Source organism: Pandoraea sp. XY-2, from assembly GCF_004193915.1.
Taxonomy (GTDB): domain Bacteria; phylum Pseudomonadota; class Gammaproteobacteria; order Burkholderiales; family Burkholderiaceae; genus Pandoraea; species Pandoraea cepalis.
This window is the reverse complement of record NZ_CP030849.1, coordinates 467,026-481,034: the sequence shown is the minus strand read 5'-3', so window position 1 is coordinate 481,034 and position 14,009 is coordinate 467,026. Positions and strand designations below refer to the sequence as shown.

Genomic DNA, 14,009 nt, shown 5'->3' with positions numbered 1-14,009 from the left:
CTGCGTTTCTCCCTTGGAACACGCCACCGGCCGCCGTGGCGGCGCGGATTATTGAACCGTTGTGGTGCATTGCGAACCTGCGCTAGAGTGCTTGTGTAACTTCGATAGAGGTACACACGACGTTAAACCGGTCTTGCCGTCAGCGAGCGGACGGATGTCGACGGACGTTAGCAGACCGATCCGACTGCGGCACGCCCAACCAAGCAGGAGAGGCATATGCAGGCAACCCCCACCGGCGCGCCGGTCATCGATCCGGCACTGCGACGCAAAGCGGTGATCGGTTCCACGCTGGGCAATGCATTCGAGTGGTTCGACTTTACGGTCTACGGTCTCTTCGCGGTCATCATCGCGAAACTCTTCTTCCCCGCGGAAAACGATACGAACTCGCTGCTGGCGAGTGTGGCGTCGCTTGGCGTAGCGTTCTTCTTCCGTCCCATCGGCGGGCTCGCATTCGGTTTGTACGCCGACCGGGCTGGGCGCAAGTCGGCGCTCTCGGTCATGGTGCTGCTCATGGCGCTGGGCACGGGCCTGATCGGTATTGCGCCGACGTATGCGGCGATCGGCTTTGCCGCGCCGTTGCTTATCCTGCTGGCACGCGTCATTCAGGGCTTCTCGGCGGGCGGTGAATTCGGCGGCTCGACGGCCATGCTCATCGAGTTCTCGCCGCCCCACCTGCGCGGCTTCTACGGCAGCTTTCAAATGTGCTCGCAGGCACTGGCCGTCGCGTTCGCCGGGCTGTGCGCGTATGTGCTCAACACGTCGCTCACCAAGGAGGCACTCGAATCGTGGGGTTGGCGTCTTCCGTTTCTGTTCGGGATTCTGATCGGTCCGGTGGGCTTTTATATTCGACGTCGCATGACGGAGTCGCCGGAGTTTCTGGCCTACGCGGCCGCGCGTGCACCGACCCGCCGCACACCGCTCGCCGACGTCTTCTCGCATCACTATCGCGCACTCATCGCCGGCTTCGGCCTGACGGTTGCCGCAACGACGTCGTTCTACGTCACGCTGATCTATACGCCGATCTACGCAGTCAAGCAGTTGGGATTGACGCAGGGCGCCGCGAGCCTGTCGACGTTCATCGCCGCCATGCTGATCGCCGCGCTGTGCCCGCTCACGGGCTGGATTTCGGATCGCGTGGGCCGCAAACCGCTGATTCTGCTGTTCGTGCTGCTCTACGGTCTGACGTCGTTCTGGATGTTCACGCGGCTACACAGTGCGCCGTCGATGGGCAATCTGCTGCTCGCGCAGATTCTGCCGGCCGTGTGCATGGGCTTCGTGTGGGGCGCGTTCCCGACGGCGGTCACGGAGGTGTTTCCGGTCGGCGTGCGCTCGACGGGCGTCTCGATTCTCTACAACGTCTCGGTGATGTTGTTCGGCGGTCTCGCGCCGTTCTGGATCACGTACCTGATCAAGGCGACGCAGAACCCGCTGGCCCCCGCGTATTACATTCTGATGACGGTGACGATCAGCCTGGTGACGTACGGTTTGCTCGGTCGCGACGGCCGCAACACGGCGGCATCGACGCAGCACGCCTGACGTCGCACGCGACGCCCAAAGTACGCACGGCAAAAATACAATGCCCCGGCGACCTGATTCGGTCGCCGGGGCATTGTTTTGTGGCCAACCGATACGGTCGGCCGCTCATGCGCAACGCTCATGCCTGCCGCTCACGCCCGCCGCTCATGCCTGCCGCTCGCACCTGCCGCGAAGGCAGGTCATCGTGCAGGTCGTCACGCAGGTCCGATCAAACCGGAGAAAAGCGCCAGACGCCCTTCGCATCGCGCTCGCGCTTGAGTTCCCCCGAACGCCAGAGCATGTGCAGGTGCGCCAGCGCTTCGCCCATGGCGAAGGTGGTCTGGTGCGCATCGAGCTTGCGATGGAACATGATCGGCACGATATCGCCCGCGCTTTGCGGCGACCGGGCGCAGGCGTCGCGCACTTCCTGCAACCGTGCGGTGTGGTGATCACGCAGTTGGCCAATGCGGGTGTGCAGTCCGGTGAACGGCCGGCCATGCGAGGGCAGCACGAGACAATCGGCGGGCAGATCGAGGTAGACGCCGAGCGAGTCAAGGAACAGTTGCAGCGAGTTGGCTTCGGGTTCGATGTCGAAGACGCTGACGTTGGTCGAGATGCGCGGCAGCACCATGTCGCCGGAGATGAGCACGTTGTGCTGTTCGGAGTACAGCGCCATGTGCTCTGGCGAGTGGCCGTAACCCGCGATCAAACGCCAGTCGCTGCCGCCGATGCGCAGGGACTCGCCATCGCGCAAGCGGAAGAAGCGCGACGGCACCTCCGGTACGAGGTCGCTGAAGTAGGTCTTGCGGTGGCGGATCTGGTCGATCATGGCCTCATCGGCAAGCCCATGCGAAATAAAGTGCGCCACGGCGAACTCGCCGCCAGCATTGGCGGCGTTGTTGTTGACGGCCTCCGACATGAGACGGCCCCATGCGTAGTCGCCCTGCGACATGGCGAGCCGAGCTGACCAGCGGGGTTTGTCGCCGCCCTTGCAGATCCAGTGCGCAAGGCCGAGGTGATCGGGGTGGCAATGCGTGACGACGACACGCAGAACCGGGTCGCCCCGAGCGCATGCTCGAACACTTGCTCCCAATAGGCCTTGATCTGCGGATGTGTGATGCCGCAATCGACGACAGTCCAGCCTTTGACGCCGTCGATATCGTCGCGCAGCAGCCACAGGTTGATGTGATCGAGCACGAACGGCAGCGGCATGCGCACCCAGAAGACGCCTGGCGCCACTTCGTGCACGGTGCCGCCTTCCGGCAAGAATTCTCCGAGGGGGTAATTCAGTTGTTGTTCAAGGGCATTCACGAGGACCACGCTCCAGATGGACTTGTTCTGTCGTTATCGGCTAACGCCGTCACCGATTGCATAGGAAGCAACTTGACGCTAACGTAAACGGCAATTCTATCTGCAATGGTAAGCACCTGCTTAACCCGATGCTCACATACACGATTACCGAGCTTGCCCGCGAGTTCGACATTACGCCCCGCGCGATCCGTTTCTACGAGGATCAGGGGCTGCTCACACCGGCCCGCGAAGGTCCCGGCGGGCGCCACCGCGTCTACACCGGGCAGGATCGCACGCGTCTGAAGCTGACGCTGCGCGGCAAACGTCTCGGACTCACGCTCTCGGAGATCAAGTCGATTCTCGATCTCTACGCGTCGCCCAAGGATACGGTGTCCCAGCTTCGCGTGTTCCTCGAAACGCTGTCCCAGCATCGGCAGGTGCTTGAGCAGCAACTCGAGGATCTTCACGCCACGCTCGACGAGGTCGCGCAACACGAAGCCCAATGTCTCGCGCTGCTCGAGGCTGCCGGCGAAACCGCTCCCGCCGACGTCGCCCGACGGTCGAAGACGACGGCTGTGTCGCACTGATTCGTCAGGTTTCGACTTCTGTTCCGACTTCTGTCTCGGCCTTGGCGTCGGCCTCGGTTTCAACCACTTACTGCCCCAACCCGCCCAAACCCGGCCCAACCCGCCTGAATCCGCCTCGCCCTGCATCCTGTCCGGGGTCGCCTCCCGCCCGGCCGACCTTCGCGCTTTCGATGCTGGAAAGCCCTTACTTTACGTTTACGTAAACGTAAAGTAATATCTGGGCACTCGGCTTTGTCCGTACTTTCGCTCCCATCATGGCCAACCTCCCTGTCTCCCACGCTGCACCGCTCGACGACGCCGTCGCCGCAAAGATCCGCGCCAGCTTCGAAAAACAGGGCGTCATGACGCATTGGGGCGCGCTTCTCTCGCATCTTGCCGACGGCCACTGCGAAATCTCGCTGCCGTTCTCGGACAAGGTCAACCAGCAGCACGGCTTTTTTCACGGTGGTGTGATCGGCGCCATCGCCGACTCCGCCGGCGGCTACGCGGGCTACACCCGCATCTCACCGGACCAGGAACTGGTCACCGCCGAATACAAACTGAACATTCTCGCTCCCGGCAAGGGCGATACACTGGTTGGACGCGGCCAGGTCGTGAAATCCGGGCGCACGCTGATCGTCGCCACCGCCGAACTGTTTGTCGTCGACGACAGCAAATGGACGCTTTGCGCATTGATGCAGCAAACGCTTTTCGTGCTGGCGGCCAGTCCCTCGGCAACGTCGTCTCCCACGACTCGCTGAGCGCCCCCGCCACCGGATCGCCGAATCAACCTCATTAGCCGCACCATCGAACCCATGCGCGGGCTAACAGCCACGCGCCACCCTCTGGAGACTGTGTCATGACCCTGTTGCCCGGACTCAATTTCATGCTCGGCGAAGACCTCGATATGCTGCGCGAATCGGTCGCGAACTTCGCCTCCAAGGAAATCGCCCCGCGCGCAGGCGAAGTGGACCGCACCGACCAGTTCCCGATGGACCTCTGGCGCAAGATGGGCGACCTCGGCGTGCTCGGCATGACGGTCTCGGAAGAGTATGGCGGCGCGAACATGGGCTATCTGGCGCACATGATCGCGATGGAGGAAATCTCGCGCGCGTCGGCGTCGATCGGCCTGTCGTACGGCGCGCACTCGAACCTCTGCGTCAACCAGATCCACCGCAATGGCACCGCCGCGCAAAAGGCGAAGTACTTGCCCAAGCTGGTGTCGGGCGAGCATATCGGGGCGCTCGCGATGAGCGAACCGAACGCGGGCTCGGACGTGGTCAGCATGAAGCTGCGCGCCGAGAAGCGCGGCGACCGCTTCGTGCTCAACGGCACGAAAATGTGGATCACGAACGGCCCGGACTGCGACACGCTGGTCGTCTACGGCAAGACCGATCCGGAAGCGGGCGCCCGCGGCATGACGGCCTTCCTTGTCGAGAAGGGCATGAAGGGATTCTCGGTCGCGCAGAAGCTGGACAAGCTCGGCATGCGCGGCTCACACACCGGGGAGCTGGTGTTCGAGAACGTGGAGGTGCCCGAGGAGAACGTGCTGGGCCAGATCGGCGGCGGCACGAAGGTGCTCATGAGCGGTCTGGACTATGAGCGCGCGGTACTCGCCGGCGGCCCGCTGGGCATCATGCAGGCAGCCATGGACGTGGTCGTGCCCTATATCCACGACCGCAAGCAGTTCGGCCAGTCGATCGGGGAGTTCCAGCTCATCCAGGGCAAGGTCGCGGACATGTACACGATTCTGCAGGCAAGCCGCGCGTATCTCTACGCGGTGGGCCGCCAGCTCGATTCGCTCGGTCGCGATCACGTGCGTCAGGTGCGCAAGGACTGCGCGGGGGTGATTCTGTACACGGCCGAGAAGGCGACGTGGATGGCCGGTGAAGCGATCCAGATTCTCGGCGGCAACGGTTATATCAACGAGTACCCGGTCGGGCGCCTGTGGCGCGACGCAAAGCTTTACGAAATCGGCGCGGGCACGTCGGAGATCCGCCGCATGCTGATCGGCCGCGAGTTGTTCGCGGAAACGATGTAAGCCGACGACACATCGACTGACATTCAGGCGCAGGCAGCAGCGCTACAATCCACTGAGACCGCTCCCGCGCCTGTCCCGACCGGTATGAATCACTTCCCGAAACTCCTGTCGTCGCAGTTTGCTTACGACGTCGCCCGCACGATGCTGGACGGCTTCGACAAGCATTACCGCATCTTCCGCGACGTCTGCGTCGCGGCGCAGGCATGTTTCGAGGCGGGCGATTTCATGGGCATCCAGAAGCTCCAGCGCGACCGCATCGCCTATTACGACGAACGCGTGCGGGAATGCGTCGTGACGCTGGAAGACGAGTTCGACGCCCAGTCGCTCGACGACGATGTCTGGCAGCAAGTGAAGCTGCACTACATCGGCTTGCTCACGGAGCATCGTCAGCCGGAGCTGGCCGAGACGTTTTTCAACTCGGTGTGCTGCAAGATCCTGCACCGTTCGTATTTCAACAACCGCTTCATCTTCGTTCGCCCCGCCGTGGCGACGGAGTACATCGAGAACGACGCCCCCGCCGCGAAACCGACGTATCGCGTCTATTACCCCGCGCCAGACGGCATGGCGGCCACGATCGCGCGTATCGTCACGAATTTTCAGCTCACCCGCCCGTTTGCCGATCTGCCGCGCGACGTCGGCTACGTGATACGCGCGCTCGACGAGACGCTCGGCGACTTCGTGCCCGCACCGAATTTTCAGATTCACGTGCTCGCGTCGCTGTTCTTCCGGAACAAGGCGGCCTATATCGTGGGACGTATCGTGAACGGCGACGTGACCACGCCCTTCGCCCTCGCGATCATGCACGACGCGAACGGCATGCTGGCGCTCGACGCCGCTCTGCTGCGCCGCGAGGAACTCCGCGTGGTGTTCGGCTTCACACATGCCTATTTCATGGTCGATATGGAAGTGCCGTCGGCCTATGTGCAGTTCCTGCGCACGATCATGCCGGGCAAGCCGAAAGCGGAGATCTATACGTCGGTCGGTCTGCAGAAACACGGCAAGAACCTGTTCTATCGCGATTTCCTGCATCACCTGAAGCATTCGAGCGACCTGTTCGTGAGCGCGCCGGGCATTCGCGGGCTGGTCATGCTGGTTTTCACGCTGCCCTCGTATCCGTATGTCTTCAAAGTGATTCGAGAGCGCTTCGCGCCGCCCAAGGAGACCACGCGCGAGCAGGTGAAAGCGAAGTACCTGATGGTCAAGCAGCATGATCGCGTGGGCCGGATGGCCGATACGCTGGAGTTCTCGAGCGTGGCCTTCCCGCGCGCGCGTTTCGACGACGCCCTGCTCGCCGAACTCCAGCGAGAAGTGCCCTCGCAGCTCGAAATCGACGGCGACGCCCTCGTGATCCGCCACTGCTACATCGAGCGCCGCATGACGCCGCTCAATCTGTGGCTGCAAACGGCATCGGACGCCGAGGTCGACCACGCCATGCGCGAGTACGGCCACGCGGTGAAGGAGCTGATGGCGGCGAACATCTTCCCCGGCGATCTGCTGTACAAGAATTTCGGTGTCACGCGCCACGGCCGGGTGGTCTTTTACGACTACGACGAACTGGAATATCTGACGGATTGCCACATCCGTCGAGTGCCGGAACCCCGTAACGAAGAAGAGGCGATGTCGGGGGAAGTCTGGTACCGTGTAGGCCCGCACGACGTGTTTCCGCAGACGTTCGAGACGTTCCTGACAGGAGACGCGCGCGTGCGGCACTCCCTGAGCCAGCATCATCCGGATTTTTTCGACCCCGGCCTGTGGCAAGACTATCAGGACCGGGTGCGAGCCGGACAGATGCACGACTTCTATCCGTACGATGTCTCGCTGCGTTTCGTCAATCGCTACGGCACCGGCCACGGTGCCACCGGCGCCCCGCCCCGCGCGGCGGCCGCTTGAGCATGCGATGTCTCCCAGCACACGACACGTTCACCGGATGACACGATCATGACCGAAGACAAAGACCAACCTCTCCTCCATCTGCTCGATAACAACCGCGCCTGGGTCGCCAGCGTGAACGCGGAAGACCCCGCATTTTTCGAGCGGTTGTCGAAGCTGCAAACACCGGAGTACCTCTGGATCGGCTGCTCGGACTCGCGCGTGCCGGCCAACCAGATCACGGGCCTCGCGCCGGGCGAAGTGTTCGTCCACCGCAATATCGCGAACGTCGTGGTGCACAGCGATCTGAACTGTCTGTCGGTATTGCAGTTCGCCGTTGAAGTGCTGAAGGTTCGCCACATCATGGTGGTCGGCCATTACGGTTGCGGCGGCGTGGGCGCGGCGCTCGACGGCGCGAAGATGGGCCTCGTCGACAACTGGCTGCGCCACGTGCGCGATGTGTACGAGCGCCACGTCGAGCAAATCGACGCGCTGCCGTCGCGCGACGCCCGTCACGACCGACTGTGCGAACTGAACGCCATCGAGCAGGTGGTCAATATCTGTCATACGACGGTATTGCGCGACGCCTGGGCCCGCAATCAGCCCGTAACGGTGCACGGCTGGGTGTACGGCCTGCGCGACGGTCTGGTGCGCGACCTGCGCATGTCGGTCAACAGCCTCGAAGCCCTGCCGCGTATTTACGACCGCTGCGTGGCCGCGATGGCCGAATTACGCAATCCGCGCGCCTAAGCGAGCCATGTTGTCCGGCCCCGCCGGACACCCCTCGCCGGGCGCACGGACGATGCAAGGACTGAAGCATTGGATATTCGGGGGCTGACGACCCGGTCCGCAAGGACGATCGTTGGCCTCCGCAAGCGATTACAGGAGACTGCCATGCAACACGACCCGATCGTTATCGTTTCCGCCGCCCGCACGCCGATGGGCGGCTTGCAAGGGGTATTCGGCGATGTCGCCGCACCGCAACTGGGTGCCGCCGCCATTCGCGCCGCCGTCGAACGCGCCGGGATCCAACCCGAGCAGGTCGACGAAGTGGTCATGGGCTGCGTGCTGCCCGCCGGTCAGGGTCAGGCGCCTGCGCGTCAGGCCACGCTCGGCGCCGGTCTGCCGCTCGCCGCCGGGGCGACCACCGTCAACAAGATGTGCGGTTCGGGCATGCGCGCCGCCATGTTCGCGCACGACATGCTCGTGGCCGGCAGCGCCGACGTGATCGTCGCCGGCGGCATGGAAAGCATGAGCAATGCCCCCTATTTGCTGCCGAAGGCACGCACCGGCATGCGCATGGGGCACGGTCAGGTCATCGACCACATGTTTTACGACGGTCTGGAAGACGCCTACGACAAGGGCCGCCTGATGGGCACCTTCGCCGAGGAATGCGCCGACCGTTACGCCTTCACCCGCGAGGCCCAGGACGCCTTCGCCATCGCCTCGCTCGAACGCGCGCAAAAGGCCACGAAGGACGGCGCGTTCTCGTGGGAAATCGCGGCAGTGACGGTACCGGGTCGCAAGGGCGACACGGTGGTCGATCAGGACGAGCAGCCGTTCAAGGCCAACCCCGAAAAGATCCCGACGCTCAAGGCAGCCTTCCGCAAGGACGGCACGGTGACAGCGGCAAATTCGTCGTCGATCTCGGATGGTGCCGCCGCATTGGTACTGATGCGCGAATCGACGGCCAAACGTCTCGGCCTCGCACCGCTCGCGCGCATCGCCGGACACACCACATTCGCCCAACAGCCGGGCCTCTTTACCACGGCGCCGGTCGGCGCGATGCGCAAGCTCTTCGAGAAGACCGGCTGGTCGACGAACGACGTCGATCTATATGAAATCAACGAAGCCTTCGCGGTCGTCACGATGGCCGCGATGCACGAGTTCAACCTGCCGCACGAGAAGGTCAATATTCATGGCGGCGCCTGCGCGCTCGGCCATCCGATCGGCGCCTCCGGCGCCCGCATCCTGGTCACGCTCATCGGTGCGTTGCGCCAGACCGGCGGCAAGCGCGGCGTGGCCAGCTTGTGTATCGGCGGCGGCGAAGCGACAGCGATGGCCATCGAACTCGTATGACCCCGCAGGCTCACGCACTGGCCCAGAGGAATCGCACGTCATGAAAACAGCACTCATCATCGGTGCGTCGCGCGGCATCGGCATGGAATTCGTCAGGCAGTATCGCGGCGACGGCTGGCGCGTCTTCGCCACGGCCCGCGATGAGGACGGTCTGGCTGCCCTGCGCGAGTTGGACGCCGAGCCGTTGCAGCTCGACGTCACGCGCGTGGAGTCGCTCTCCGGCCTGTCGTGGCAACTCGACGGCGTGGCCCTGGACGTCGCGATCTACAACGCAGGCGTGAATTCGGAGCGCACCACGGGCCTCGCGCCGATCACCATGGCCGAGTTCGACCGCGTGTTCCACACGAATGTCCTCGGCGCCATGCAGGCCGCGCCGCTTGTGTTGCCGTTCGTCGAAGCCGCCGGCGGCGCGTTTGGTTTTCTTTCGAGTCGCATGGGGAGCATCGCCCTGATGGAGACCAATGGCAGCTGGCTATATCGGGCAAGCAAGGCGGCCGTGAATTCGGTCGTCAAGGCCACGTCGCTCGAAGCGCAGCGCGCCACCTGCGTCGCGATGCATCCGGGCTGGGTACGCACGGACATGGGCGGCGAGAACGCGGACATCGACGTGCAGACAAGCGTGGCCGGCATGCGCCGCGTGCTCGCCCGCGCACCGGGCGAGCGCGCCACGCACAACGGGGGTTTCTTCAATTACGACGGCAGCGCGTTTGCGTGGTAATCGCAGGAAAAAAATAAACTCGCGACCGGGCAGGCATCGTCTGGCGCGAGACGGAATAACAAGCTGTAGCCACACCGCCGCATCTTTTGATTCGCGGGCCAGACACGTCACTCGGAAACGGAGCCCACATGACGTCCGCCATCGATTTTTATTTCGACTTCGCATCCCCGTATGGGTATTTTGCGAGCACCTGCATCGACGACATCGCGACGAGACACGGGCGTGGCGTGGCGTGGCATCCGATCCTGCTCGACATCGTCTACAAGGTGAACGGCACGGGCGCACCGACGCAGCATCCGATCAAGACCGCGTATCTGCGGCATGACGTGGAGCGCACCGCGCGGTTTCATGGCATCGCGTACAAGCGGCCGACGCACTTCCCGATCCCGACGCAAGCCGCCGAGCGCGCCGTGCTCTGGGTGCAGGATCATCACGGCGGCGACCTGTCCGCCGAGTTCGCGAAGTCGATCTTCCACGCGCTTTACGTCGACGACGTGAACATCGGCGACCCGGCGGAACTCGTGCGCCTGGGCGAGGCTCTGGGCATCGACGGCACGAAGCTCGACACCGGCATGCATTCGCCCGCCGCCAAGGACCATCTCAAGGCCGAAATCGATCTGGCGATGGCGCGCGGGGTGTTCGGCTCGCCCTTCGTGATCGTGGACGGCGAACCGTTCTGGGGCTTCGACCACTTCCCACAGGTCGAGGCCTGTCTGAAGCAAGGCAAGATCTGACAACAAGGCACGACTCACGATGGCAAGACCCCTCACGTCGCGCAGCGCGACGACGCCAGACATCGAGCGCGACGCCTGCCCTTGCGGCGGGCTCACATTCGACGACTGTTGCGCGCGCTACCTGGAACACGGCGACATGGCGCCGAGCGCCGAAGCGCTGATGCGCTCGCGATACACGGCGTTCGTGCGTCACAACGCCGCGTACCTGCTCGACACCTGGGCGGCGCGCACGCGTCCCGCCACGCTTGACTTCGACGACGCGCCGCAATGGCTTGGCCTGCAGATCAAGGCCCATCGCCAAAGCGACGCGTCGCATGCCGAAGTCGAATTCGTCGCCCGCTACAAGGTCGGCGGACGGGCGCACCGGCTGCACGAACGCAGCCGCTTCGAGCGCTCGGACGACGGCCGCTGGCGCTACATCGACGGCGACCTGTTCGACTGACCCCGCCGCGGCGCGCGTCCACGAAACGCCTCCAACGACTCCCTCACTCTCCACCGGATTTCGTCACATGCCGATTCTTGAAAGCAAGCTCAACCCGCGCGGCGAAGACTTTGCACGCAACGCGGCCACGATGCAGACCCTGGTCGACGACCTGCGTGCCCGCATTGCACAACTGGCCGGTGGCGGCGGTGAGGCCGCGCGCAAGAAGCACATCGCGCGCGGCAAGCTGCTGCCGCGCGAGCGCGTGCAGCAGTTGCTCGATCCGGGCTCGCCGTTTCTCGAACTCTCGCAGCTCGCGGCGATTGGCATGTATCACGACGACGCCCCGGGCGCCGGCATCATCACCGGCATCGGCCGTGTGTCGGGCCAGGAGTGCGTGATCGTCTGCAACGACGCCACGGTCAAGGGCGGCACCTATTACCCGATGACGGTCAAGAAGCATCTGCGCGCGCAGGAGATCGCCGAGCAGAACCATCTGCCGTGTATCTACCTGGTCGACTCGGGCGGCGCCAACCTGCCGAACCAGGACGATGTCTTCCCCGACCGCGATCACTTCGGGCGCATCTTCTACAACCAGGCGCAGATGTCCGCGCAGGGCATTCCGCAAATCGCCGTGGTGATGGGCTCGTGCACGGCCGGTGGTGCCTATGTGCCCGCCATGAGCGACGAGTCGATCATCGTCAAGGAACAGGGCACGATTTTCCTCGGCGGCCCGCCGCTCGTGAAAGCCGCCACCGGCGAGGAAGTGAGCGCCGAAGACCTCGGCGGTGCCGACGTCCACACGCGCCTCTCGGGCGTCGTCGATCACTTCGCGCAGAACGACGCGCACGCACTTTCCATCGCGCGCAGCATCGCCGCGAACCTCAACCGTCGCAAGCCGGCCACCGTTGCGGTCAAGCCGCCGGTCGAGCCGAAGTACGACGCCCGCGACCTGTACGGCGTGATTCCGTCAGACACGAAGAAGCCGTTCGACGTACGCGAAGTGATCGCACGCCTGGTCGACGGCTCCGAGTTCGACGAATTCAAGGCGCGCTATGGCACCACGCTCGTGTGCGGCTTCGCGCATCTGTGGGGCTATCCGGTCGGCATCGTGGCGAACAACGGCATCCTGTTCTCCGAGTCGGCCCAGAAGGGCGCGCACTTCATCGAGCTGTGCTGCCAGCGCAAGATCCCGCTGATCTTCCTGCAGAACATCACCGGCTTCATGGTCGGGCGCAAGTACGAGAACGAGGGCATCGCCAAGCACGGCGCGAAGATGGTGACGGCGGTCGCCACCGCGAACGTGCCGAAGTTCACGGTCATCATCGGCGGCTCGTTCGGCGCGGGCAACTACGGCATGTGCGGTCGGGCCTACTCGCCGCGCTTCCTGTGGATGTGGCCGAACGCCCGTATCTCGGTGATGGGCGGCGAGCAGGCCGCGTCGGTGCTCGCCACGGTCAAGCGCGACGGCATCGAGGGCCGCGGCGGCCAGTGGAGCGCCGAGGAAGAGGATGCCTTCAAGCAGCCGATTCGCGATCAATACGAGCGCCAGGGCCATCCGTACTACGCCAGCGCCCGCTTGTGGGACGACGGCGTGATCGATCCGGCGGACACCCGCACCGTGCTCGGACTGGGGCTGTCAGCCACGCTCAACGCGCCCATTCCCGAAACGCGCTTCGGCCTGTTCCGCATGTAATCGCCCGCAACGGCCCATCGAGGAATTCCACGTCATGAATCTCGTCACGTTAAAAGTCAGCGTCGACGCCCACGTCGCCACCGTCACGCTCAACCGTCCGGACGTGCGCAATGCGTTCAACGAAACGGTCATCGAGGAACTGACGGGCGCGTTTCGCGCGCTCGCCACGAACGACGACGTGCGTGCGATCGTGCTCGCCGCAGAAGGCGTCGCCTTCTGCGCGGGCGCCGACCTGAACTGGATGCAGAAGATGGCCGGCTACTCCGACGCCGAGAACCGCGCCGACGCGATGACACTGGCCGTCATGCTGAGCACGATCTATCGCTGCCCGAAGCCGGTGATCGCTCGCGTGCAGGGCGACACTTACGCGGGGGGCGTGGGTCTGGCCGCCGTGGCCGATATGGTCGTGGCGGTCGACACCGCGCACTTCTGCCTGTCGGAGGCGAAGCTGGGCCTGATGCCGGCGACGATCGGCCCCTATGTCATTCGCGCGCTCGGCGAGTCGGCCTCACGTCGCTATTTCCTCACGGCGGAGCGTTTCACCGCCGCGACCGCGCACCGTCACGGTCTCGTGCACGAGGTCGTGAGCGCCGAGGCGCTCGACAGCACCGTGCAGGCGCTGACCAAGGCGCTCGTCGACAACAGCCCGAACGCAGTGAAAGCGTGCAAACGACTCGTGCAGGACTTCGCGGGTCGAGAGATCGACGACGGCGCCATCGCCGACACGGCGGACCGCATCGCGAAGATCCGCGCGTCCGACGAAGGCCGCGAAGGCGTGCGCTCGTTCCTCGAGAAGCGCGCGCCGGCGTGGCGCGAGGCGTCCTGAGCCACGCACGTGCGTCAGGCCACATCATCGGTTACAAATTTTTTGGGGGAGGGGTGACGGCGGAGATGCCGCAACGTTATCGGCGGTTTTTGCGAATTTGCCTATAACGTCGCGCTACGGCACACAAAGCAGCGATTTTTCGCGCCAATTCCGCCTATTGCCCTACTAAAACGCTTTGCCTACCATGCGTCCATCCCCCCACCTCCGGCCCCGTGCGGCAGCGCCCTGTGCAACGCCCGTCACCGGCCAGCCGA

The 14,009-nt window shown here is 64.2% G+C and carries 12 protein-coding genes and 1 pseudogene; 12 read left to right on the top strand and 1 reads right to left on the bottom strand.

Annotated elements, in window-relative coordinates:
* Positions 1-216 precede the first annotated feature (216 nt).
* The gene (locus DRB87_RS02125) at positions 217-1,536 is read left to right on the top strand and encodes an MFS transporter (RefSeq protein WP_130024690.1); all 1,320 of its coding nucleotides are present in this window, start codon (positions 217-219) and stop codon (positions 1,534-1,536) included.
* 208 nt (positions 1,537-1,744) lie between these two features.
* Here DRB87_RS02125 and DRB87_RS02120 read toward each other — a convergent pair.
* Positions 1,745-2,826: pseudogene (locus DRB87_RS02120) on the bottom strand (MBL fold metallo-hydrolase).
* Between the two features lie 128 nt (positions 2,827-2,954).
* Here DRB87_RS02120 and DRB87_RS02115 point away from each other — a divergent pair.
* From DRB87_RS02115 to DRB87_RS02065, 11 genes are all read left to right on the top strand, one after another.
* A complete protein-coding gene (locus tag DRB87_RS02115) occupies positions 2,955-3,392 on the top strand; it encodes a MerR family DNA-binding transcriptional regulator (RefSeq protein WP_130024689.1) in 438 nt (145 codons plus the stop codon).
* A 254-nt stretch (positions 3,393-3,646) separates the two neighbouring features.
* Positions 3,647-4,132: a PaaI family thioesterase gene (locus tag DRB87_RS02110; RefSeq protein WP_130024688.1), complete on the top strand. Its 486-nt coding sequence runs from the start codon at positions 3,647-3,649 to the stop codon at positions 4,130-4,132.
* Between the two features lie 98 nt (positions 4,133-4,230).
* Complete coding sequence (locus DRB87_RS02105; protein ID WP_130024687.1) at positions 4,231-5,412, top strand: isovaleryl-CoA dehydrogenase; 1,182 nt, start codon at positions 4,231-4,233, stop codon at positions 5,410-5,412.
* An 84-nt stretch (positions 5,413-5,496) separates the two neighbouring features.
* Complete coding sequence (gene aceK / locus DRB87_RS02100) at positions 5,497-7,302, top strand: bifunctional isocitrate dehydrogenase kinase/phosphatase (protein WP_130024686.1); 1,806 nt, start codon at positions 5,497-5,499, stop codon at positions 7,300-7,302.
* Between the two features lie 48 nt (positions 7,303-7,350).
* On the top strand, positions 7,351-8,031 hold the full coding sequence (gene can / locus DRB87_RS02095) for a carbonate dehydratase (protein ID WP_017231720.1): 681 nt from the start codon (positions 7,351-7,353) through the stop codon (positions 8,029-8,031).
* Between the two features lie 144 nt (positions 8,032-8,175).
* On the top strand, positions 8,176-9,360 hold the full coding sequence (locus DRB87_RS02090) for an acetyl-CoA C-acetyltransferase (protein ID WP_130024685.1): 1,185 nt from the start codon (positions 8,176-8,178) through the stop codon (positions 9,358-9,360).
* 40 nt (positions 9,361-9,400) lie between these two features.
* The gene (locus tag DRB87_RS02085) at positions 9,401-10,078 is read left to right on the top strand and encodes an SDR family oxidoreductase (protein WP_130024684.1); all 678 of its coding nucleotides are present in this window, start codon (positions 9,401-9,403) and stop codon (positions 10,076-10,078) included.
* Positions 10,079-10,206: 128 nt separating this feature from the next.
* Complete coding sequence (locus DRB87_RS02080) at positions 10,207-10,812, top strand: 2-hydroxychromene-2-carboxylate isomerase (RefSeq protein ID WP_130024683.1); 606 nt, start codon at positions 10,207-10,209, stop codon at positions 10,810-10,812.
* A 19-nt stretch (positions 10,813-10,831) separates the two neighbouring features.
* Positions 10,832-11,254, top strand: a complete 423-nt coding sequence (locus DRB87_RS02075; RefSeq protein ID WP_130024682.1) for a YchJ family protein — start codon at positions 10,832-10,834, stop codon at positions 11,252-11,254.
* Between the two features lie 67 nt (positions 11,255-11,321).
* On the top strand, positions 11,322-12,929 hold the full coding sequence (locus DRB87_RS02070) for a carboxyl transferase domain-containing protein (RefSeq protein WP_017231715.1): 1,608 nt from the start codon (positions 11,322-11,324) through the stop codon (positions 12,927-12,929).
* Positions 12,930-12,963: 34 nt separating this feature from the next.
* Positions 12,964-13,755, top strand: a complete 792-nt coding sequence (locus DRB87_RS02065) for an enoyl-CoA hydratase/isomerase family protein (protein ID WP_130024681.1) — start codon at positions 12,964-12,966, stop codon at positions 13,753-13,755.
* Positions 13,756-14,009 lie beyond the last annotated feature (254 nt).

Bases quoted from the DNA above. Each gene is read 5' to 3' on its own strand.
- DRB87_RS02125 (WP_130024690.1), top strand. From the start codon at position 217: ATGCAGGCAACCCCCACCGGCGCGCCGGTCATCGATCCGGCACTGCGA.
- DRB87_RS02115 (WP_130024689.1), top strand. From the start codon at position 2,955: ATGCTCACATACACGATTACCGAGCTTGCCCGCGAGTTCGACATTACG.
- DRB87_RS02110 (WP_130024688.1), top strand. From the start codon at position 3,647: ATGGCCAACCTCCCTGTCTCCCACGCTGCACCGCTCGACGACGCCGTC.
- DRB87_RS02105 (WP_130024687.1), top strand. From the start codon at position 4,231: ATGACCCTGTTGCCCGGACTCAATTTCATGCTCGGCGAAGACCTCGAT.
- aceK (WP_130024686.1), top strand. From the start codon at position 5,497: ATGAATCACTTCCCGAAACTCCTGTCGTCGCAGTTTGCTTACGACGTC.
- can (WP_017231720.1), top strand. From the start codon at position 7,351: ATGACCGAAGACAAAGACCAACCTCTCCTCCATCTGCTCGATAACAAC.
- DRB87_RS02090 (WP_130024685.1), top strand. From the start codon at position 8,176: ATGCAACACGACCCGATCGTTATCGTTTCCGCCGCCCGCACGCCGATG.
- DRB87_RS02085 (WP_130024684.1), top strand. From the start codon at position 9,401: ATGAAAACAGCACTCATCATCGGTGCGTCGCGCGGCATCGGCATGGAA.
- DRB87_RS02080 (WP_130024683.1), top strand. From the start codon at position 10,207: ATGACGTCCGCCATCGATTTTTATTTCGACTTCGCATCCCCGTATGGG.
- DRB87_RS02075 (WP_130024682.1), top strand. From the start codon at position 10,832: ATGGCAAGACCCCTCACGTCGCGCAGCGCGACGACGCCAGACATCGAG.
- DRB87_RS02070 (WP_017231715.1), top strand. From the start codon at position 11,322: ATGCCGATTCTTGAAAGCAAGCTCAACCCGCGCGGCGAAGACTTTGCA.
- DRB87_RS02065 (WP_130024681.1), top strand. From the start codon at position 12,964: ATGAATCTCGTCACGTTAAAAGTCAGCGTCGACGCCCACGTCGCCACC.